Raw genomic sequence first — 20015 nt, forward strand, 5'->3', positions numbered from 1 at the left:
AGGGCCGGACGTCAGCACACGGCGGTGGTCAGGACCAGTAGATGACGACCCCGTCGCCGATGTTGACCTGGTCGTAGAGGGAGGTGATGGCGCCGCGCTGACGCAACCGCCGGTCGCACCCGAGCCGTTGACGTGCAGGAAGATCCCGGCGCCGCGGTAGCGGACCGGGTTGTCGTAGTTGTACTTGATGACGACCGCGTACTCGTACTGCGTCGGGTAGGCCGCTAGCCGCTCGGAGCTGTTCACGTCGCTGGCCGGGAGCCAGTAGCGGAAACCGCCCTGCGACTTGAGGCGGTAACGGTTGTAGTAGGCCGAGTTGTTGTCCTGGACCCAGTAGGACTCGCTGGTGATCTTTCGGTGGCTGAGCTTCTGCGTGGTCGCCTTGGCGTGGGTGCCGAAGGTGGACATCAGACTGAAGGTGCCCATCGGGGTGGTGCTGGTGCCCTGCTTGCGCTGGTCGCGCGCCACGAGTCCGCCGGAGCCGATCCGCCCGTTGGTCGTCATGAACTTCTGCGTCCACCTCCCGTCGGCCTTCACCCAGAAGCGGACGTTGGCGTACGTCCCTGAGGTCCGGTTCACGGTGACGACCTGCGTGCCACCGTAAGGAACGGCCACCGAGACGCCGTCGAGGACCACCGTCGTCGCGGCGCCGGCGTTGGAGGGTAGAAGGGAGAACATGGCAGCAGCGGTCGCAACGACAGCGACAACACCGCCGACCAGACCTGTTCTCCGGTCGATCGAGAGTCTCACGAGACTTCTCCTTGTGCATGGGGGATGCTCCGATCCGAGCGATCGGACCGCGGAAGCCTAGTGGGGTATGTAAGCGTTTACCCGGGAGTAGCGGTAACGAGTCCGGCACAAATCGCTCTTTGAGGCGATTCGATCGGGCCTGGGCGGCGTACGAACCGCTGTGTGAACGCGGCGCGGAACAGATCCTCGGCGGCGATGGTTGAACGTCGATATGACGCAGACCTCCCCCGATTCCGAGAAGACCGCTGCCGACTTCTGGTTCGACCCCGCCTGTCCGTTCGCCTGGATCACCTCGCGCTGGATCCTCGAGGTCGAGAAGGTGCGTGACGTCGAGGTGACCTGGCACATCATGAGCCTGGCGTACCTGAATCAGGACAAGGACATCCCCGAGGACTACCGGAAGATGCTCGCGACCGCGTGGGGCCCGGTGCGGGTCTGCATGGCGGTGCAGAACGAATACGGCCAGGAGAAGCTGGCCGAGATCTACACGGCGCTCGGCACCCGGCGCCACGTGGAGAAGAAGGAGTTCACCCGCGAGGTCATCGAGGACGCTCTGGCCTCGGTAGAGCTGCCCGTCGAGCTCGCCGACGCGATGGACGACTCGTCGTTCGACGAGGACATCGCCAAGTCCCACCACGAGGGCATGGACCAGGTCGGCAACGACGTCGGCACCCCGACGATCGCGATGAACGGCTCCGCGTTCTTCGGCCCGGTCATCTCCAAGGCGCCCAAGGGTGAGGAGGCCGGCAAGCTCTGGGACGGCTTCCAGCTGATCACCGCCTACCCCTACGTCTACGAGCTCAAGCGCGCCCGGGTCCACGACCTCGACTTCAGCTGAGGTACTGACCGCGAGGAATTTTGCGGTGACGCCGAGGTCTACCAGTCGTACGTTGGCAGGGTGACTACTACAGACGACGCAGGACTTCTCTCGCGGGCGCTGGACCAGACCGGCGACCTGCTCGACCGGGTGCACGCCGAGACCGTCTCGCGGCCGACGCCGTGCCGCCAGTGGGACGTCGGCACGCTGGCCGACCACGTGATCGCCGACGGCACCAACTTCGTCACGATGCTTCGTGGCGGGGAGCCCGACTGGGGCGCGCCGGCCCCGCACATCACCGAGAGCTGGGGGCCGACGTTCAAGGTCGGTGCCGACGACGTGCTGCATGCCTGGGACCAGGGCCCGGGCACCGACGGCTGGGAGGGCGGCGCGTCGGTGCCGGTCGGCCTGCTCGTCGCCGAGTACGCCACCCACTCCTGGGACCTCGCGCAGGCACTCGACGTCCCGACCTCCGAGCTCGACCCGGAGCTGGCCGAGGTCGGGCTCGAGTTCATGAAGGCGACCTTGAAACCGGAGATGCGCACGGGCGCGTTCGAGGCCGAGGTGGCGGCGCCGGAGGGGGCTGGAGCGTACGAGCGGCTGGCTGCTTTCGCGGGGCGTCGCGTGGCCTGATCTCGCGGCTGTTGGCGCTGATCTATTACGGTTTCCATCGCGAGGCGTCCCTGCGATCATCCGATGATGAGGTTGATGTCATCGCTTCGCACCCTGGCGTTCATGGGTGCCTCCGCCGTGCTGCTGGCAGGTGCCAGCGGCTGCGGCGGTGCTGACGGTCCTGCGAAGGACAAGGCGTACGCCGACGAGAGCCCCAAGACGATCGTCGGTGACGCCAAGGAGGCGATGGACGCACTCAAGACAGTGCGGATCGCCGGAGACATAGAGGACGAGGGTGACACGATGTCCCTCGACCTGCAGGTCTCGACCACCGGTGACTGCACCGGAACCATGAGCATGTCCACCGGAGAACTGAGCCTGCTGTCGGTCGGCGGGAAGCTCTGGTTCAAGGGCGACGACAAGTTCTGGAATGACGCCGCCGGTGGCGATGCCGCCGCAGTGAAGGAGATGGTCGGAGACAAGTGGATCGTCGGTGGCGAGGACATGACTGACCTCAGCGAGATCTGCAACTGGGGTACGTTCAGCGAGGAGGTCTTCGGGAACTTCAAGATGAACAACCTGGAGAGCCTCACCATGAAGGTCGCCGGCGACGAGCAGGTCGATGGGCAGGCCGCGGTGAAGCTCGAGGACCGTGGCGGCGACGACCCCGGCATGATCTACGTTCTCGAGGCCGATCCGCACTACATCCTCAAGATGACGGGCGGCGGCGCCGGGCAGATGACATTCAGCGACTTCGACGTGCCGCTGAATGTCAAGGCTCCGGGTCCGAAGCAGCAGATCGACTTCGACAACATGGGTTGATCCGTCATCGGGTGATCCGGCGGCACCTGGTCGCCCACGGCCGCGTACGCTGGCGTCCGTGGTCGACCAGATGGGAGTGCTCGCGCTGCAGCGGGCCCTGACGCAGGCAGCAGAGCTTCTCGACACCGTCACGGCGGACGACCTGACCCGGCCGACGCCGTGCCCCGAGTGGGATCTGCGCAAGCTGGCCAACCACATGATCGCCCAGCCCCGCGTCTTCGTGACGATGCTCCAGGGCTCGCCGCCGGGATGGGACGGGCGCGAGGACTATGCGGTCAACCTGGGCGAGGAGCTGCGCACCAGGGGCAACGCGCTGATCAACCTGTGGCGCGAGGTCGGCCCCGACGACATGGTGATGATCGACCCCGACTGGCAGTCCGCCGAGATCGCGGTCCACACCTGGGACCTGTGCGCGGCGCTCGGCCGCCCGACCGACGGCCTCGACGAGGCGGTCGCCCAGCGGGCGGTCGTCGCGATGGACCGCATCCTCGGGCCGGAGCGCAAGGGCCGGGCCTTCGCCAACGCGCTCTCGGCGCCTGAGGGATCGGGTGCTTACGAGCACCTGGCTGCGTACGCCGGGAGGCCGGTGCCGTTCGTGCCGGCCCCGTCGCTTTAGTCACAGAAGTCCCAAACGACACACCGAACACATGCGTTTGCGGCATGTCGGGCGCTCGACTCTTCAAAATCAAGGGTATGGCCAGCTTCCCCCGCGTCATCACCATGACCCTGACCGCTGTCGTTGTCGGCGCGTCGATGCTCGTTCCGGCCATCGGCTCGGCGATCGATCCGGCGGCCGCCGAAGACGGCCAGCTGATCAAGCTGCCTCGTCTCGAGGACGGCATCGCCACCCGTGACGTGAAGCTGCCGCCGCGGCTGACCGAGCGGTCCGTCGCCGCGGCCTCGACCGAGAAGCTGCGTACGACCACCTTCTCGATGGTCGGGGTCTCCTGGACCGGGGCGGAGACCCCCCAGGTCGAGGTGCGGGTGAGCAAGTCGGACACGTGGCGCGAGTGGCAGGAGCTGCCGCTGCAGGAGGACCTGCCCGATGGTGCCGAGAGCGTCGCCGCGCGCGGCAAGATCGAGCGCCGGGGCACCCAGCCGGTGTGGACCGGGCGGGCCAGCGGCGTACAGGTGCGGGTCGAGGGTGCGCAGCCCAAGGACCTGAAGCTGACCCTGATCAACACCGGGCCGCAGGAGGACGTCAAGGCTCCGAAGAACGAGGCCGACGACCTCGGCTATGGCAGCGCTTCGAACGACAGCGCCAACGGCCGGGTCGCGCGGTCGCGACCGAAGTGGGCGCCGAAGCCGACGATCTTCACCCGGTCGCAGTGGGGTGCCAACAACTCCTGGCGCAACGGCCGCCCGGAGTACAACAGCTCGCTCAAGCAGGTCCACATCCACCACACCGCCACGAGCAACAACTACTCCAAGGGCGATGTGCCGGGGATCATCCGCGGCATCTACAGCTATCACACCAGGTCACTGGGGTGGTTCGACATCGCGTACAACTTCCTCATCGACAAGTACGGGCGTGCCTGGGAGGGCCGCTCCGGCGGCATCGACCGGCTCGTCAAGGGCGCCCACACGCGTGGCTTCAACCACCAGTCGATGGGCATCGCCCTGATCGGCAACTTCGAGAACGTACGTCCCTCCGATGACGCCCTCATCAAGACCGAGCGGATGGCTGCTTGGAAGCTAGACATGGCCGGTCGCGACGAGCGCGGCACGCTCGAGACGATCTCGAAGGGGAGCGACCGGTTCCCGGCCGGCCGACGGGTGCGGGTCTGGGTCATCGACGGCCACTTCCACACCAACGAGACCTCCTGCCCGGGCGCCCAGCTCGCCAAGTGGCTGCCGTGGATCCGGAAGTACGCCTACCAGCGGGACCAGATGTTCAACCCGTGATCCGGGTTGCCGGTGTCGATATAAAACGAGTGGCTTCCTCTCCCTAGGATGGGGCCATGAGCAACGTTCTGTCCGCAGTCGCCTGGCCGTACGCAAACGGCCCGCGCCACATCGGCCATGTGGCCGGTTTCGGCGTGCCCTCCGACGTCTTCAGTCGGTACATGCGGATGGCGGGCCACGACGTGCTCATGGTCTCCGGCTCCGACGAGCACGGCACCCCGATCCTGATCGCCGCCGACGAGGCCGGCGTGACTCCCCAGGAGCTCGTCGACAAGAACCACCGGATCATCGTCGAGGATCTGGTCTCGCTCGGTCTGACGTACGACCTGTTCACCCGCACCACCTCGGCAAACCACCACACCGTGGTGCAGGACCTGTTCCTCGGCGTCTACGAGAACGGCTACTTCATCGAGCAGACCTCGAAGGGCGCGATCTCGCCGTCGACCGGACGCACGCTGCCGGACCGCTACATCGAGGGCACCTGCCCGATCTGCGGCGCCGACGGCGCGCGCGGTGACCAGTGCGACAACTGCGGCAACCAGCTCGACCCCGACCAGCTGATCAACCCGGTCTCCAAGATCAACGGTGAGACACCGGAGTTCGTCGAGACCCAGCACTTCTTCTTGGACCTGCCGGCGCTGGCCGACGCGCTGCACGCCTACCTCGACGAGCGTGAGCAGACCGGTCTGTGGCGTCCCAACGTGATCCGGTTCTCGCAGAACATCCTCAAGGAGATCCGCCCGCGGGCGATGACCCGCGACATCGACTGGGGCATCCGGGTTCCGCTCGACGGCTGGCGCGACAACCCGACCAAGCGGATGTACGTCTGGTTCGACGCCGTCATCGGCTACCTTTCCGCTTCGATCGAGTGGGCCCGGCGCGCGGGTGACCCCGAGGCCTGGCGTCGCTGGTGGAACGACCCCGAGGCGTTGACCTACTACTTCATGGGCAAGGACAACATCGTCTTCCATGCCCAGATCTGGCCGGCGGAGCTGCTGGCCTACGGGGGGCGTGGTGCGAAGGGCGGTGAGCCCGGGCCGTACGGCGATCTCAACCTGCCGACCGAGGTCGTCTCCAGCGAGTATCTGACGATGGAGGGCAAGAAGTTCTCCTCCTCGAAGAAGATTGTGATCTACGTACGCGACCTCCTCTCGCGCTACCAGCCCGACGCGTTCCGCTACTTCGTGGCCGCCGCCGGCCCCGAGTCGAACGACTCCGACTTCACCTGGGCGGAGTTCGTGCGGCGTACGAACGACGAGCTCGTCGCCGGCTGGGGCAACCTGGTCAACCGCACCGCCACCCTGATCGCGAAGAACTTCGGCGAGCTGCCCCCCGCCGGGACGCTGACCGAGGCAGACCAGGCGATCCTGGACACCGTCGGCGCCGCGTTCGGCACCGTGGGCGACCTGATCGGCCGTCACCGGCAGAAGCAGGCCATCGGCGAGGCGATGCGTGCGGTCGGCGAGGTCAACAAGTACGTCACCGACCTCGAGCCGTGGAAGCTGGCCAAGGCTCCCGAGGACCGCGAGCGACTCGGCACCGTGCTGCACGTGATGGCACAGTGCGTCGTCGACCTCAACCTGATCCTGTCCCCGTTCCTGCCGTTCTCCGCCAACGAGATCGACAAGGCGCTCGGTGGCAAGGGTGAGGTCGCCCCGATGCCCCGCATCGAGGAGGTCGAGGACCTCGACGACGGCAAGCCCTACCCGATCATCACCGGCGACTACTCCGGCGCCCCGACCTGGGGACGCCACGACATCGTCGTCGGCACCCCGGTCGCCAAGCCCACCCCGGTCTTCCAGAAGCTGGACACCGCGATCATCGACGAGGAGCTCGACCGCCTGGGCATCAAGCCGGAGTAGCGGCTGCGCTTTGCTGCGGTCGGGTTCGATACGCCGTACGTGCGGCGCATCGCGCTCATGCGGGGACACATATGGCTCCCGGTTATCCGGGACGGCCACGTTCTGCCGAGCCTATGATCCGCGTTATGGCATTCCTGCGCAGGAGCGTGAGTAAGAGCAGCGGCCATCCGGTGAGTGAGTTCTGGGCATGGTGGGGCGAGGGTGGTCACGGGCTCGACCCGAGCCGGATGTCGCCAGAGGTCGACGAGCTCAATCGGCTGGTCATGGCGATCAACCCCGATCTGACCTGGCATTTCGGTCCTGGCCAGGATGCGGAGCACCGGCTCACCGTGACATCCTCTGGCGTCGCGGCAGTGCGACCTGCCGCCGAGCGTTGGCTGCGCGCAGCGCCCTCCGCCGACACCCGCTGGGAGTTCTCGGCCACGATGGATGCGGATCCGGAAGCACTTACGCGCAAACTCAAGATCGAGGGCTATGAGGTAGATCTATCCGAGACCGTCTTCGGGATCGAGCCCGAGTTCAAGAGGTTCCGGGCCGATGTCGAGGTGCACCACCCGCAATTCGCCGAGATGGAGGAATCCGTTCGCCGGCAGATCGCATACATGGTTCTGGACTGGCTCCTCGGTGAGGACGATGTCGAGCGCTGGATCGGCGGGATCGACGCTGTCACCGCGCATCCAAGCAACGCGGTCTCCGGTGCAGCGTTGACTGCGGTGGTCCGTGAGATCGAGGCCAAACGAGATCCTGATACCTGGGCACTCGGGCAGTGGACCGGGCCTAACGGTTTGCCTGGGCTAGCGACTCTCAGGCCTGGCATCCGCTGGCTAGACCACCCGGTCATGGACCGCCATCAGGCAGTGTCGCTGGCATATGTCTCAAATGAAGTGGGCATGCCCGCGAACCTCGACGGTGTGCGTGCTGTCGAGAACGCGATGCTCGCGATGCTCGGACCGCGCGGTGTGCTCGTCGGTCACGAGAGTCATGGCGGCGTACGAACTTTCCACATCTATGCCGACTCCGAGGACCAGAATGCCGATGCCGATCTAAAGGCCTTCGCGAAGAAGCACCGACTCCAGATCACCGCCACGGACGACCCGGGCTGGTCCGACAGCCGCCGATTTACGGGCTGAGCAAAGGTGATGACGCCGTGCGGCCTACTACCGTGCGCCGATGATCCAGCCTTGGCCAATCCCGGGGAGAACGTGGTCGGAGGTCAGGAAGTCAGTCGCGGGCGGCCTGAATCTCGAGGTCCGGGTCGAACGTGGACCGGATTTCCTCGTCCATCGCTTCCCATTCGTCATTGCTCGGAAGCGAGAACATGCCCCGGAGGCCGCCTAGCCGGACCTGCGTCGTCATGAGAACAGCGTAGATCCGGCTCGGTGCGCTGCGGCTGAATTCGTTGGATCAGGCTGTGCGTGGCTGCGAGGATTCGGCGCATGATCGCACTGCTCGGCGACGACCGGGGACACCGTAGCCATCAGGAGCTCAACGCCCTTCGGCCGCAGCTGGCCGAGCTCGGGGCCGAGACCGAGTGGGTGCCGACCGACTCGGGGTTCGACATCGCGGCCTACGACGGAGTCTGGCTCGTGCCCGGCTCGCCCTACGACGATGACGCCGCGGTTCTCGCGGCGCTCACGGTCGTGCGCGAGCGGGGGATCCCGTTCCTCGGGGTGTGCGGTGGGATGCAGTACGCCGTGCTGGAGTGGACCCGCAACGTGCTCGAATCCGCGGCGACCCACGCCGAGTCCGACGGAGCGGGCGAGGACAACGCGGTCGCCGCGCTGGCGTGTTCGCTCTACGGCGAGGAGCGGCTGGTCGCGCCGGTCCCCGGCACCCGCTTCGCGAACTGGCAGCCGGAGCCGTTCGTCGGCATGCACTTCTGCAACTACGCCCCGACGGCCGAAGCCGTGATGGCGCTGGAGAAGATCGGTGTCGTCGTCGGCGCGACCGCGGACGACGCCGGCGCGGAGGTCCTGGAGTTCCCGGACCACCCGTTCTACGTCACCAGCATGTTCCAGCCCCACATCGGTGCACTCGCGGGAGCGCCTGTCCACCCCCTCGTGCGCGCGTTCGTCGAGGCTGTCCGCGGCTGAGCTTCCGCCGATGAAGGTCACGCTTCAATTCCACCCCGACTGGCCGTACGCCAGTGGGCTGGTCATCGAGTCGATGGCGCGGGACGGGGCGTACCGATCGCAGTTCGAGACCGGGACGTCGAACGGTGGGCTGACCGCGCATCTGGGTGGGGACCGGTGGCGATGGGAGAGCCGGCTGTTCGGCGGCCGCTACGACCAAGCGCCTGCCGCCGACCGGCCGGTCTATGGCGCGTGGAACCGTCGCGACGATCCCTACGGTGGCGCCATCCGGTTCGGGTCGGCTCACCTCCGGCTCCATCCCGGGGTGCTGGAGCGGTGCACGTTCTGCTTTCCCGACTCGGTCCTCGAGCCGACGGACTTCGGTGGCCCGGAGGTCCTGCCGCACCTGTCGGCGATGGCCGACGCATCAGGATTCGACGATCTCGACGAGTGCGTCGAGGCGCACGTGCATGGCGGCGTCGCGATCGAGCGGGATGTCGAAGCAGTGGTACTCGACCCATGCTTCCAAGGAACGAAGGTCGAGACCGCCGCTGCGGAACTCAGCTGTGCGGTGGAGTGGCATCCGGGCTTCCGCGTCTCCAGCGCAGGCCTCGATCCGGGCTACCGCGGGCAGGAGCACGTCGACCTGGCGCAGTCACTTGGCGACGTACTTACGCCTGATCTTCTTGGCGACGCCGCGCGGTCCGGCGACTATGACCCACAGTCGGTCAAGCGGGTCTGGCATTACCTGGCCAGATTCGGCCGAGTCGACTGAGCAGTCCGGGTAACTCAGTCGCCGCCCCCGCCGCCCCCGCCGCCATCGCCGTCGCCGAAGGCACCGAACTCACCGCCGAACTCGACACCGTGGCGAGTGGCGACGATGGCGTTGCGTACGGCATCGTCGGCCCAGCCGGCACGGGCGATCTGCTTGGCGCGTCGCTTGACGATCCGCGGCGGCACTGAGGGGGAGACGAAGAGCCGGTGGGCCTGGTCGACGGCGGACAGCAGGGCGATCAGGGTGCCGGTACGCTCGTCAGTTTGAGCGTCGTGGAGCAGCACAGAAGCGATCTGGTCGCGCACGGCCTGCTTGGATCGTGAATCGAGGACCGGCCAGACCGTCGTGGTGGTGAGCGACCTCCGGCGCTGCTCCCGGCGGAGTACACCGCGCCCGACCAGTACGCCGGCGAGGTAGTCGAACCTCTGGTGCCCGATCCGGCTGACCAACGCACGAGGGTGCCTCGGCTTCTCCCTGACGGTGATGAAGGCCCTCTGGAGGAGGGCGTCTGCGGGGGCTCCCGCGGTCACCGGACGAAGCTTGGCGGAGAGCCCGAAGAACCCCCTGCGTACGTCGACCGAGCCGTTGAGGGCGAGCTCGGCGAGGAGTGCGCCGCCGATCAGGACGTCCCTCTTCCCGCGGCGACGGAGCCCGCGAACGGGGCGTCCGGTGGCGTCGTCCAAGGTCAGCAGTACGACGTCCTCTGCGATCAGCCCCACGTCGTCACTCCGGCTGGCCGATGGCGGCGGCGTAGCGGTTTGCGAGGATCTTGAGGTGGTCGCGGAGCTCCGGGGGTGACTCGACGGTGAAGTCGAGGCCGAGCATGCCGATCCAGACGGCGACGACCTCGAGGCTGTCTCCGCCGGTGACCAGGACGCTGCGGTCGGGGGAGATCGGCTCGACGGTGCCGACGGCGGGGTTGATGCGGGAGATGACCTCCTCGGCGGAGGCGGCGATGATCAGGCGGGCGTGGACGGCCCAGCCGGTGCGGGCGACCTCGCGTACGACGAACTCGGTGAGGTCGAAGCTAGGGTCGGCGGGGCGGAAGGGGCGGCCGCCGGGAACCTTCAGGCGCAGCCAGTCGACGCGCAGGGGGAGCCAGACGTCGGCGCTGGGGTCGCGGGCGACGAGATACCAGCGGCGTTGCCAGGCGATCAGCCGGTAGGGCTCGACCTCGATGGGCTCGTCGCGGTAGTCGGCGCGTACGCCAGCGTGGTCCCGGATCGCGGTGGCCAGCGCCTGCAGGGTGCCGGCGTCGACGTCTGGGTCGGGGACGTTGCTGTCGGTGTTGACCGGGCCGGCGTCCATCGCATCGACCACCGCGGCCAGCTTGCGACGCAGGTGGTCGGGCAGCACCTGCTCGAGCTTGCCCAGCGCCCTGGCGCTGGTCTCGGCGACGCCGGTGATGCCGGTCGCGGCACGCAGCCCGACGGCGACCGCGAGCGCCTCCTCGTCGTCGAGGAGCAGCGGCGGGAGCTTGCCGCCGGCGCCGAGCCGGTAGCGCCCGCCGGGGCCGCGTACCGACTCCACCGGATAGCCGAGCTCGCGCAGCTTGGTCATGTCGTTGCGCACGGTGCGCTCGGAGACGTCGAGCCGGGTGGCCAGGTCGGCGCCGGTCCAGCCGGCCGAGGACTGCAGCAGGCCCAGGAGCGCGAGCAGTCGCGCAGAGGTTTCCAGCACGGGCTCAGAGTGCGGCAAAAAAGATTCGCGGGCCAGCGGAATTCCGGAATCAGGCTTGCCGGAACCCTTCATAACGTGGGTCTCACAAGGTCGGAAACCACCAAGGAGAAGTCATGAACACGCAGGTCAACACCGGAATCAGCACCAAGTCCAACGGCGAGATCAGCACCGTCACCGTCGAGTTCCCGCAGGCGGATCTCGATGACCTCCGCACCCGCCTGGAGCGCACCCGGTTCGCCCCCAGCGTGCCCGGCGACTCTTGGGTCTACGGCACCCCGACGGCCTACCTCGCCGACATGGTTGAGCGCTGGAAGAGCTTCGACTGGCGCGCGGTCGAGGCGCGCATCAACGCGGTGCCCAACCACCTGACCGAGATCGACGGCCAGGTCATCCACTTCGTCCACGTACCCTCCTCGAACCCCGACGCCAAGGCCCTCCTGCTCGCCCACACCTACCCGGGCTCGTTCCTGGAGTTCCTGCCGATGATCGAGTCCCTGACGGACGAGTTCCACCTGGTGATCCCCGAGCTGCCCGGCTTCGGGCTCTCGACGCCGGTGGTCGACACCGGCTGGACGATGAAGCGGGCGGCCGAGGCGTACGACGTACTCATGCGCCGGCTCGGCTACGACTCCTATGGGGTGCACGGCAGCGACGGCGGCGCGATGATCGGTCGCGAGCTGGCCCTGCTGAACCCGGAGGGCTTCCTCGGCGCCCACGTGCTGCAGCTCTTCTCGTTCCCGTCGGGCGACCCGAGCGAGTTCGAGGGCTTCGGACCGAAGGAGTACGCCGCGCTCGAGCACATGCAGTGGTTCCAGTCCGTCGGCGGGTACAACGCCATGAACGGCTCGCGGCCGCAGACGATCGGTGCGGCGCTGGCCGACTCGCCGGTCGGGACGCTGGCCTACAGCGAGCTCTTCGAGTCCTTCGGCAACGGCACCTCGCTGGTCACCCCCGAGCAGGTCCTCGAGCAGGCGACCTACTACTGGCTCACCAACTCCTACGCCTCGGCCGCGCGCTACCACTACGAGGAGGGCCACGCCGAGCGCGAGCCGGAGGTCTCCCAGGGCCGGATCGGTGTCGCCGTCTTCAAGGACGACTTCCAGACCATCAGGTCGCTGGCAGAGCGGGACAACGCCAACATCCAGCACTGGTCGGAGTTCTCCGAGGGCGGCCACTACGCGGCCATGGAGCGTCCCGAGGACGTTGCCGCCGACCTGCGGGCGTTCTTCGCCTGACACCCCGCAAACAACCCGAGGATCGCAGCCCCTCCGCGGCTGCGATCCTCGGGTTCTGTCAGGTGGTTGCCGTGGTGACGGTGGTGGCGACCATCACCGCGGTCATGACCGCGGTGACCTCGTCCATCGCGTCCTTGACGCCCTTGGCGGCCCAGTCACCCCGGGCGATCTCCTTCGCCCGCTTCTTGACCATTCCGGCGCCGACTGCCCTCGTGTCGACCACCTTGTGGGCGAGGTCGATGGAGGAGAGAAGGGCGATGAGCGGCCCGGTCCGTGCGTCGGGTGCGGCGCCCTGGATGAGCACGGCGACCAGGTGGCCGCGTACGGCGTTCTCGTGGCTCGAGTCGGCAGCCGGCCAGGTGGTGCGCGGGAAGAGGCCGAGGATCTTCTCGTCGCGGCGCTTGAGGATGTTGCGGTCGCACAGTCGCGCGGCCAGGGCCTCGTGCAGGCCCTTGCCGAGGTTGGTGACGGCGTTCTTGGCCGCGAGCGGCTTGGCCGCCAACACGTCGTACGCAGCGGCCAGGACCGGCTCGTCCGGCCGCCGGCCCGGCACCGCCATGGCCTTGGCCGGGGTGAGCCCGGACTTGGGGACGATCTGGACCGAGCCCGCCATGACGAGCTCGGTCAGGATCGCTCCGCCCAGCGCCTGCTGGACCCAGGACGAGGCGAGCGTGCCCTTCTCGTCGTCGAGCACGAGCAGCAGCAGGTCTTCCGCGATCAGCATGTGTCGACGGTAAAATGACTCGCTGCCCGGCGCCTCCTACGAAAGACGGATCTTTGCTCGGACCTTCGTCTAGGCCTGTGCCGACTCGGGGCCGGCGACGTCGAACATCCAGCTCACGCCGAACTTGTCGTCGAACTGGCCGAAGTAGTCGCCCCAGGGAGCCTCCGCGAACGGCATGCCGGGCGTGCCGCCCTCGGAGAGCTTGGCGTAGTAGTCGGCGAAGCGCGGCTGGTCGGCGGGATCGGCGCTGGTCATCGCGACGGTGACGCCGGCGGTCGGGGCGACGTACTCCATGCCCATCCCCGGAGGCGTGTCGGCGGCCATCAGGACGAGGCCGTCATCGAGGGTCAGCGAGCCGTGCATGACCAGGTCCTTCGCCTCAGGCGGCAACGGACCCATCGCGTCGCCCATGGAGTCGAAGGTCATCGTCTCGACGGTGCCGCCGAGCACCGATCGGTAGAACTCGAGCGCCTCAGCGGCCTCGGACTTGAAGCTGATGTAGGGGTTGAGCGTTGCCATCCGGATCGTCTCCTTTGATCGATTTCCGACCCCGTCCGCTCACAGTAAGCGCCTCGAACGAGGTGGAGAAGAGCAATTCGCGTCGGTTTGCCCTGTTTTCGGGTTCACCGTCACGGGTGGACAATCTCGACGCCCAGCCACCCCGCCAGTGCCTCGATCTCGGCCTCCACCGCGTCACCGATCTCGGCGGTCCACCCGAAGTCCTCATGGACGGCGAAGACGTTCATCAGCGCCTTCTTGTGGTCCACCTTCGCGTCGAGCTTCCCGACCAGCCGCTCGCCGTACAGGATCGGGAGGGCGAAGTAGCCCCAACGTCGCTTGGCGGCCGGCTTGTACATCTCCAGGACGTACTCGAACCCGAACAGGTCCAGCGCCCGGTCGCGGTCGTAGACGAGTCGGTCGAAGGGGGAGAGCAGGGCAGTACGCGGCGCGAACCCGTCCTCGAGGGCGGCGAGCGCCTCGGGGTCGACCCGCCACTCGCCGTCAACGCCGGCCACGGTGCACGGGACGCCGGCGTCCCCGGCGCCGAGCACTTCGCCGCCGGATGAGTCCTTCCGCCCGGGGCGGGCGATCCCGAGCGAGGCCAGGCGGCGCACCGTCTCGACCCTGAGCGCCTCCTCGGGAGAAGGAAGCCGCAGGTCGGACGGGTAGACACGTTCGGCGAGGTCCCAGGTCCGCAGCTTGCCGCGGCGGCCTGCGATCGCGACCTCGCCCATCCGGTTGAGCAGCTCGATCATCCGCAGGACGTTCTTGTCGTTGGTCCACCCGGTCGAGGCCCAGGGGACCTCAGCGGTGTCCTCGATCTCGCCGGCCACGAGCGGACCGTCGGCTCGCAGGCGATCCAGGACCTGCGTACGGAATCTCTTGTTGGCCTCCACCCACTCGACGGCCGTGGGGTGGATCCGGCCCGGCGACAGGACCAGGACCGTCTCGATCTCGTCCATGGGGAAGATGAAGCTGGAGAACTCCACCAGCGAGCGCTCCTGCTCGAGGGCGAAGGTCAGATCCGAATGATCGTACGCATCGCCCAACCGCGACCACGCCACCAGATCCGCGCTCGGGGCGATCGCCTTGGTCGGGTCGATCTGCAGGAGCGTCAGCTGATCGACGGTCTCCACCAGCGAGACGGGCCGACGCGCGTCGAGGAGCTGGGCGCGGACCGCGATGCGGCGCGCCTGTTCCGGAGTCAGGGTGAGCGTCATGGTCGACACAGTATGGGGAGTTCCGGACGACCTGCTGCCGATTCGAACCGATCTTCCGATTCCGCTTGACCGCGCGGATGTTAACGCTCACACTGGGTCGCATCGTGACGACGGTCACACTGGCCGCCGCAGTAAAAACACTGGAGGACGACAGTGAAGAAGACCCTCATCGGGCTGTGTGCGCTCGCCATGGGTGGGATGTCGCTCAGCGCGTGCGGCAGCAGCGAAGCCGCCGACGACGGCTCGATCACCATGGGCTTCGCCCAGGTCGGCGCCGAGAGCGGCTGGCGCACCGCGAACACCACATCGATCCAGGACTCGGCCAAGGAAGCCGGCATCGACCTGAAGTTCTCCGACGCTCAGCAGAAGCAGGAGAACCAGATCAAGTCGATCCGGTCCTACATCCAGCAGAAGGTGGACGTCATCGCGTTCAGCCCGGTCGTCGAGACCGGCTGGGACGCGGTGCTCCAGGAGGCCAAGCGCGCCAAGATCCCCGTCGTGCTGACCGACCGGGCCGTGGACACCGAAGACACCTCGCTCTACGTCACCTTCATCGGCTCCGACTTCGTCGAGGAGGGTGAGAAGGCCGGTCAGTGGCTGGTCGACAACGCCGACGCCTCGGACGTCGACAAGGACGGTGCGGTCAACGTCGTCGAGCTCCAGGGCACCACCGGATCAGCGCCGGCGATCGACCGCAAGAAGGGGTTCGAGGACAAGATCTCCGCGGACTCCAAGATCAAGATCACCGAGTCCCAGACCGGTGACTTCACCCGTGACGGCGGCAAGCAGGTCATGGAGGCCTTCTTGCAGTCCAACCCGAAGATCGACGTCGTCTACGCCCACAACGACGACATGGGCCTGGGTGCAATCGAGGCGATCAAGGCAGCCGGCAAGAAGCCCGGCACCGACATCAAGATCATCACCGTCGACGCGGTCAAGGACGGCATGACCGCGCTGGCCGCCGGCGAGATCAACTTCATCGTCGAGTGCAGCCCGCTGCTCGGGCCGCAGCTGATGGATGTCGCCGAGAAGGTCGTCGCCGGCGACGAGGTCCCCGACCGCATCGTCACCGAGGAGACCACCTTCACACCGGAGCAGGCCGCTGAGGCTCTGCCCGACCGCAAGTACTGACGCCCGTTGACCGAGGTGCCTCGGTGAGGTGCCGCTTCCCTCGTGGAACTCCACGAGGGAAGCGTGCGCCCACCGAGCTACCTCGGTGAGCATCCGCCGCCCCCCTCGACCCCGCCAGGAGCCAGTACGACATGAGCCAGGCAGAAATGAAGCCACCCCGACCGGTGGTGGAGATGCTCGACGTCTCCATCACGTTCGGAGCGGTCCGAGCGCTCGACGGCGTCTCGCTGCGACTCCTGCCGGGGGAGGTGCACGCACTCATGGGGGAGAACGGGGCCGGGAAGTCGACGCTTATCAAGGCGCTGACCGGGGTCTACACGATCGACTCGGGACGGGTGGAGATCGCCGGCGTCGAGACCCAGTTCGCCACCCCGGCCGCGGCGCAGCACGCCGGGATCAGCACGGTCTACCAGGAGGTCAACCTGGTGCCCAACCTCACCGTGGCCGAGAACATGCTCCTCGGCCGGGAGCCGCGCCGCCTCAACGGGATCGGCCCGATCGACCGCCGGGCGATGAACCGCCGCGCGGCCGCCTCGCTGCAAGGCCTCGGCATCGACATCGACCCCGGTTCAGAGCTCGGCAGCCACCCGATCGCCGTCCAGCAGCTCGTCGCGATCGCGCGTGCCGTCGACACCGATGCCCGGGTGCTGATCCTCGACGAGCCGACCTCCAGCCTGGACGCCGACGAGGTGGCCAGGCTCTTCGAGGTGATGCGCCGACTGCGTGACCAGGGCACCGCGATCGTCTTCGTCTCCCACTTCCTCGACCAGGTCTTCGACATCTCCGACCGGATGACGATCCTCCGCAACGGCCGGGTGGTGGGCGAACGGCTGGTCGAGACGACCACCCAGCTGGAGCTGGTGCAGCTGATGATCGGCCGCGACCTCCAGGTCCTCGAGCGCCTCGACCACGCCGTGCACGAGGCCACCGAGGCGACCGCCGAGCAGCGTCTCCCGGTGCTGAGCGCGGTCGGGCTGGGCCGCAAGGGGAGTCTGGAGGCCACCGACCTCACCCTCTTCCCCGGGGAGGTCGTCGGCATCGCTGGCCTGCTCGGCTCGGGACGTACGGAGCTGGCCCGGCTGCTGTTCGGCGCCGACGCTCCGGACACCGGCGAGCTCACGGTTCGAGGCTCGGGCCGCCGCAGGCTCCGCAGCCCCCGGCACGCGATCGACCGCAAGCTCGCCTTCTGCAGCGAGGACCGCAAGGCCGAGGGCGTCTTCGAGGAGCTCTCCGTGGCCGACAACATGCTGCTCGGCCTGCAGGCCAGCCGTGGTTGGCTGCGGCCGATCCCGACGGCCACCCGCGAGAAGCTGGTCAAGGAGTTCATGACTGCTCTCGACGTACGGCCGGCCGACCCGAGCCTGCCGATGCGAAGTCTGTCCGGTGGCAACCAGCAGAAGGTCCTGCTGGCGCGTTGGCTGATCACGGAGCCCGACGTACTCCTGCTCGACGAGCCCACCCGCGGCATCGACATCGGTGCGAAGACCCAGATCCAGCAGCTCGTCGCCGATCTCGCCGAGAAGGGGATGAGCGTGGTGTTCATCTCCGCCGAGCTCGAGGAGGTGCTCCGGCTGAGCCACCGGCTGGTGGTCCTCAAGGACCGCCGCAAGATCGACGAGCGGCCCAACCGCGGCATCGACATCAACGACGTACTCGAGATCATCACCGGCGAACCCGGCGGCCTGGCCGAGAAGGAGCGAGCAGATGCCTGAGACCATCAGATCCGGCAGGGCGCTCGGCGCCCGCGCGATGGCCCACCGTCTCTTCTGGCCGCTGGCCGCGCTCGGCGCGCTGCTGGTGGTCAACCTGATCGCGACGCCGACGTTCTTCAACGTACGCATCCAGGACGGTCACCTCTTCGGCAGCCTGGTCGACATCGTCCGCAACGGTGCTCCGGTGCTGCTGGTCGCGATCGGGATGACACTGGTCATCGCGACCCGCGGGATCGACCTCTCGGTGGGAGCCGTGGCGGCGATCGCGGGCGCCGTCGCCTGCGTCTACATCGTCAAGAGCCCCGCCGATGGCGCTGCCGGCACGGCCGTCATCGCGATCTCGATGGCACTCGCCGTCAGCGTCGCGCTGGGGCTGTGGAACGGCTTCCTGGTCGCGGTGGTCGGCATCCAGCCGATCATCGCCACGCTGGTCCTGATGGTCGCCGGCCGCGGGATCGCGATGCTGGTGACCGGCGGCCAGATCACCACGGTCAACAACGACGCCTTCGCCGCGTTGGCCTCGGGCCACCTGCTCACCCTCCCGGTCGCCGCTCTCATCGCGCTAGGAGTCTTCGCAGCCACCCAGATCGTCGTACGCCGCACCGCGCTCGGCCTTCTCATCGAGTCGGTCGGGATCAACCCGGAGGCGAGCCGGCTGGCCGGCGTACGCTCCCGCACGATCATCTGGACCGTCTACGTCTTCGCGGCGCTGTGTGCCGGGACCGCCGGCCTGATCATCGCCGCCAACACCCACTCGGTGAACGCCAACAGCCTGGGCCTGTGGATCGAGCTGGACGCGATCCTGGCCGTCGTCATCGGAGGTACGTCGCTGGCAGGCGGCCGCTTCTCGCTGACCGGCACCCTGGTCGGGGCGATGCTGATCGCCACCCTCACCCGGACCATCCCCAACATCGGCATCCCGGCCGAGGCCAACTATCTGTTCAAGGCGCTGGTGGTCGTGATCGTGTGCCTGCTGCAGTCGCCGAAGGCGCGAGCGGTGCTGCAACGACGCAGCGACCGTACGCCGACCAGCCGCGAGGAGGCTGTCGCATGAGTGTTCAGGTGCCCGCGATCGAGACCGGGCTCATCGCCCGGGTCGCACGCTACAGCCCGCCGCGCCGCTACCTGCCCGTGCTCGGCACGTTCGCGCTCTTCATCGGCATGTTCGGCGTCGGCGGAATCCGCTATGAAGGGTTCGCCGACCCGCAGGTCTTCCTGACGCTGTTGCTCGACAACGCGTTCCTGATCGTGCTCGCAGTGGGGATGACGTTCGTGATCCTCACGGGCGGGATCGACCTCTCGGTCGGCTCCAACGTGGCCCTCTCGACGCTGATTGCGGCCCGGACGCTCGAGCTCGGCCTGCCTGTGGTCGCGGTGATCGTGATCGTGCTCCTGTCCGGCACCCTGCTGGGCACCGCGATGGGACTGTTGATCCACTACTTCGACATCCAGCCGTTCATCGCCACCCTGGCGGGCATGTTCCTGGCCCGCGGGCTCTGCTACCTGATCAGCGTCGACTCGATCCCGATCAAGGACGAGACCTTCAAGGCCATCGCGTTCGGCACGATCACCCTGCCCGGTGGCTACTACCTCGGGTGGACGGCGGTCTTCGCGCTGGTGATCGTCGCGGTCGCTGCGTACGTCCTCTCCTCGACCCGCTTCGGACGCACCGTCTACGCGCTCGGCGGCAGCGAGCCGTCGGCGCTGCTGATGGGTTTGCCTGTCGCGGCGACCAAGGTCGGGGTGTACGCGATCAGCGGGCTTTGTGCGGCGCTCGGCGGGCTGCTGTTCGCGCTCTACACGCTCTCTGGCTACTCGCTGCACGCGGTCGGGATGGAGCTGGACGCGATCGCCGCCGTCGTCATCGGCGGCACGCTGCTCACCGGTGGCCGTGGGTTCGTGATCGGGTCGCTGCTCGGGGTGCTCGTGCTCGGGACGATCCAGACCTTCATCTCCTTCGACGGCACGCTGTCCTCTTGGTGGACTCGGATCACGATCGGGGTTCTGGTGCTGGTGTTTGTCGTTGCGCAGAGGGTGTTGACTCGGCGGGGGTAGTCGGTTTTCCGCCGCTGTTGGTTTTCTGCCTCTGTTGGGTTCCGTGTTTTTGTGGTTGGGGTTTGCCGCCGACCCTTTCGGGGAGGGTGTTCTCAACGGCTCCCGGAGTAAAGGACGGCCTTCGGCCGCCGGCTTCGCCGGT

Annotated in this window: 21 protein-coding genes; 14 read left to right on the top strand and 7 right to left on the bottom strand. The window is 67.6% G+C overall.

Annotated features, from left to right (window positions below; translation table 11 throughout):
• Positions 1 to 750 (bottom strand): hypothetical protein (locus AB0F44_RS29425; RefSeq protein ID WP_357360810.1); only part of this gene is annotated, 750 nt, incomplete at its 3' end.
• Between the two features lie 211 nt (positions 751 to 961).
• Here AB0F44_RS29425 and AB0F44_RS29430 point away from each other — a divergent pair.
• From AB0F44_RS29430 to AB0F44_RS29460, 7 genes are all read left to right on the top strand, one after another.
• On the top strand, positions 962 to 1588 hold the full coding sequence (locus tag AB0F44_RS29430; RefSeq protein ID WP_350666272.1) for a DsbA family protein: 627 nt from the start codon (positions 962 to 964) through the stop codon (positions 1586 to 1588).
• Positions 1589 to 1648: 60 nt separating this feature from the next.
• Complete coding sequence (locus AB0F44_RS29435) at positions 1649 to 2200, top strand: TIGR03086 family metal-binding protein (protein ID WP_357360812.1); 552 nt, start codon at positions 1649 to 1651, stop codon at positions 2198 to 2200.
• A 75-nt stretch (positions 2201 to 2275) separates the two neighbouring features.
• The gene (locus AB0F44_RS29440) at positions 2276 to 3001 is read left to right on the top strand and encodes a hypothetical protein (protein ID WP_357360814.1); all 726 of its coding nucleotides are present in this window, start codon (positions 2276 to 2278) and stop codon (positions 2999 to 3001) included.
• A gap of 58 nt (positions 3002 to 3059) precedes the next feature.
• Positions 3060 to 3617: a maleylpyruvate isomerase family mycothiol-dependent enzyme gene (locus AB0F44_RS29445; RefSeq protein ID WP_357360816.1), complete on the top strand. Its 558-nt coding sequence runs from the start codon at positions 3060 to 3062 to the stop codon at positions 3615 to 3617.
• 77 nt (positions 3618 to 3694) lie between these two features.
• The gene (locus AB0F44_RS29450) at positions 3695 to 4906 is read left to right on the top strand and encodes an N-acetylmuramoyl-L-alanine amidase (protein WP_357360818.1); all 1212 of its coding nucleotides are present in this window, start codon (positions 3695 to 3697) and stop codon (positions 4904 to 4906) included.
• Between the two features lie 56 nt (positions 4907 to 4962).
• Complete coding sequence (gene metG, locus AB0F44_RS29455) at positions 4963 to 6768, top strand: methionine--tRNA ligase (RefSeq protein ID WP_357360820.1); 1806 nt, start codon at positions 4963 to 4965, stop codon at positions 6766 to 6768.
• A 125-nt stretch (positions 6769 to 6893) separates the two neighbouring features.
• Positions 6894 to 7898, top strand: a complete 1005-nt coding sequence (locus tag AB0F44_RS29460) for a DUF695 domain-containing protein (RefSeq protein WP_357360822.1) — start codon at positions 6894 to 6896, stop codon at positions 7896 to 7898.
• 91 nt (positions 7899 to 7989) lie between these two features.
• Here AB0F44_RS29460 and AB0F44_RS29465 read toward each other — a convergent pair whose 3' ends face one another.
• Positions 7990 to 8124, bottom strand: coding sequence for a hypothetical protein (locus tag AB0F44_RS29465; RefSeq protein ID WP_357360823.1), 135 nt, complete (start codon positions 8122 to 8124; stop codon positions 7990 to 7992).
• Between the two features lie 80 nt (positions 8125 to 8204).
• Between AB0F44_RS29465 and AB0F44_RS29470 the strand changes: the two genes are divergently transcribed.
• Both AB0F44_RS29470 and AB0F44_RS29475 read left to right on the top strand, forming a co-directional pair.
• Positions 8205 to 8861 (top strand): CTP synthase, encoded by a 657-nt coding sequence (locus AB0F44_RS29470; RefSeq protein WP_357360825.1) that lies wholly within the window; start codon positions 8205 to 8207, stop codon positions 8859 to 8861.
• A gap of 10 nt (positions 8862 to 8871) precedes the next feature.
• On the top strand, positions 8872 to 9615 hold the full coding sequence (locus AB0F44_RS29475; protein ID WP_357360827.1) for a DUF3626 domain-containing protein: 744 nt from the start codon (positions 8872 to 8874) through the stop codon (positions 9613 to 9615).
• Positions 9616 to 9629: 14 nt separating this feature from the next.
• On the opposite strand, the gene AB0F44_RS29480 is transcribed toward AB0F44_RS29475, so the two are convergent.
• Complete coding sequence (locus AB0F44_RS29480) at positions 9630 to 10334, bottom strand: GPP34 family phosphoprotein (protein ID WP_357360829.1); 705 nt, start codon at positions 10332 to 10334, stop codon at positions 9630 to 9632.
• 4 nt (positions 10335 to 10338) lie between these two features.
• A complete protein-coding gene (locus tag AB0F44_RS29485) occupies positions 10339 to 11295 on the bottom strand; it encodes a WYL domain-containing protein (protein ID WP_357360831.1) in 957 nt (318 codons plus the stop codon).
• 113 nt (positions 11296 to 11408) lie between these two features.
• Here AB0F44_RS29485 and AB0F44_RS29490 point away from each other — a divergent pair, with 113 nt between their 5' ends.
• Positions 11409 to 12530 (top strand): epoxide hydrolase family protein, encoded by a 1122-nt coding sequence (locus AB0F44_RS29490; RefSeq protein WP_357360833.1) that lies wholly within the window; start codon positions 11409 to 11411, stop codon positions 12528 to 12530.
• Positions 12531 to 12588: 58 nt separating this feature from the next.
• Here the strand turns inward: AB0F44_RS29490 and AB0F44_RS29495 are convergent, their stop codons facing one another.
• From AB0F44_RS29495 to AB0F44_RS29505, 3 genes are all read right to left on the bottom strand, one after another.
• On the bottom strand, positions 12589 to 13254 hold the full coding sequence (locus AB0F44_RS29495) for a GPP34 family phosphoprotein (RefSeq protein WP_357360835.1): 666 nt from the start codon (positions 13252 to 13254) through the stop codon (positions 12589 to 12591).
• Positions 13255 to 13323: 69 nt separating this feature from the next.
• Complete coding sequence (locus tag AB0F44_RS29500; RefSeq protein WP_357360837.1) at positions 13324 to 13773, bottom strand: VOC family protein; 450 nt, start codon at positions 13771 to 13773, stop codon at positions 13324 to 13326.
• Between the two features lie 110 nt (positions 13774 to 13883).
• Positions 13884 to 14975, bottom strand: a complete 1092-nt coding sequence (locus tag AB0F44_RS29505) for a crosslink repair DNA glycosylase YcaQ family protein (protein WP_357360839.1) — start codon at positions 14973 to 14975, stop codon at positions 13884 to 13886.
• Positions 14976 to 15128: 153 nt separating this feature from the next.
• On the opposite strand from AB0F44_RS29505, the gene AB0F44_RS29510 reads away from it, so the two are divergent.
• The 4 genes from AB0F44_RS29510 to yjfF all read left to right on the top strand — a co-directional run bounded on the left by AB0F44_RS29510 (position 15129) and on the right by yjfF (position 19873).
• Positions 15129 to 16106, top strand: coding sequence for an ABC transporter substrate-binding protein (locus AB0F44_RS29510; protein ID WP_357360841.1), 978 nt, complete (start codon positions 15129 to 15131; stop codon positions 16104 to 16106).
• Between the two features lie 131 nt (positions 16107 to 16237).
• Positions 16238 to 17818 (top strand): sugar ABC transporter ATP-binding protein, encoded by a 1581-nt coding sequence (locus tag AB0F44_RS29515; RefSeq protein WP_357360843.1) that lies wholly within the window; start codon positions 16238 to 16240, stop codon positions 17816 to 17818.
• The gene (locus AB0F44_RS29520; protein ID WP_350666299.1) at positions 17811 to 18872 is read left to right on the top strand and encodes an ABC transporter permease; all 1062 of its coding nucleotides are present in this window, start codon (positions 17811 to 17813) and stop codon (positions 18870 to 18872) included. Before AB0F44_RS29515 ends, AB0F44_RS29520 begins: the two co-directional genes overlap by 8 nt.
• On the top strand, positions 18869 to 19873 hold the full coding sequence (yjfF, locus tag AB0F44_RS29525; protein WP_350666301.1) for a galactofuranose ABC transporter, permease protein YjfF: 1005 nt from the start codon (positions 18869 to 18871) through the stop codon (positions 19871 to 19873). Before AB0F44_RS29520 ends, yjfF begins: the two co-directional genes overlap by 4 nt.
• Positions 19874 to 20015 lie beyond the last annotated feature (142 nt).

The sequence above is a fragment of the Nocardioides sp. NPDC023903 genome (genome assembly GCF_040639295.1).
GTDB lineage: Bacteria > Actinomycetota > Actinomycetes > Propionibacteriales > Nocardioidaceae > Nocardioides.

Bases quoted from the DNA above. Each gene is read 5' to 3' on its own strand.
- AB0F44_RS29440 (WP_357360814.1), top strand. From the start codon at position 2,276: ATGTCATCGCTTCGCACCCTGGCGTTCATGGGTGCCTCCGCCGTGCTG.
- AB0F44_RS29505 (WP_357360839.1), bottom strand. From the start codon at position 14,975: ATGACGCTCACCCTGACTCCGGAACAGGCGCGCCGCATCGCGGTCCGC.
- AB0F44_RS29430 (WP_350666272.1), top strand. From the start codon at position 962: ATGACGCAGACCTCCCCCGATTCCGAGAAGACCGCTGCCGACTTCTGG.
- AB0F44_RS29500 (WP_357360837.1), bottom strand. From the start codon at position 13,773: ATGGCAACGCTCAACCCCTACATCAGCTTCAAGTCCGAGGCCGCTGAG.
- AB0F44_RS29465 (WP_357360823.1), bottom strand. From the start codon at position 8,124: ATGACGACGCAGGTCCGGCTAGGCGGCCTCCGGGGCATGTTCTCGCTT.
- AB0F44_RS29520 (WP_350666299.1), top strand. From the start codon at position 17,811: ATGCCTGAGACCATCAGATCCGGCAGGGCGCTCGGCGCCCGCGCGATG.
- yjfF (WP_350666301.1), top strand. From the start codon at position 18,869: ATGAGTGTTCAGGTGCCCGCGATCGAGACCGGGCTCATCGCCCGGGTC.
- AB0F44_RS29475 (WP_357360827.1), top strand. From the start codon at position 8,872: ATGAAGGTCACGCTTCAATTCCACCCCGACTGGCCGTACGCCAGTGGG.
- AB0F44_RS29495 (WP_357360835.1), bottom strand. From the start codon at position 13,254: ATGCTGATCGCGGAAGACCTGCTGCTGCTCGTGCTCGACGACGAGAAG.
- metG (WP_357360820.1), top strand. From the start codon at position 4,963: ATGAGCAACGTTCTGTCCGCAGTCGCCTGGCCGTACGCAAACGGCCCG.
- AB0F44_RS29450 (WP_357360818.1), top strand. From the start codon at position 3,695: ATGGCCAGCTTCCCCCGCGTCATCACCATGACCCTGACCGCTGTCGTT.
- AB0F44_RS29515 (WP_357360843.1), top strand. From the start codon at position 16,238: ATGAGCCAGGCAGAAATGAAGCCACCCCGACCGGTGGTGGAGATGCTC.
- AB0F44_RS29470 (WP_357360825.1), top strand. From the start codon at position 8,205: ATGATCGCACTGCTCGGCGACGACCGGGGACACCGTAGCCATCAGGAG.
- AB0F44_RS29460 (WP_357360822.1), top strand. From the start codon at position 6,894: ATGGCATTCCTGCGCAGGAGCGTGAGTAAGAGCAGCGGCCATCCGGTG.
- AB0F44_RS29490 (WP_357360833.1), top strand. From the start codon at position 11,409: ATGAACACGCAGGTCAACACCGGAATCAGCACCAAGTCCAACGGCGAG.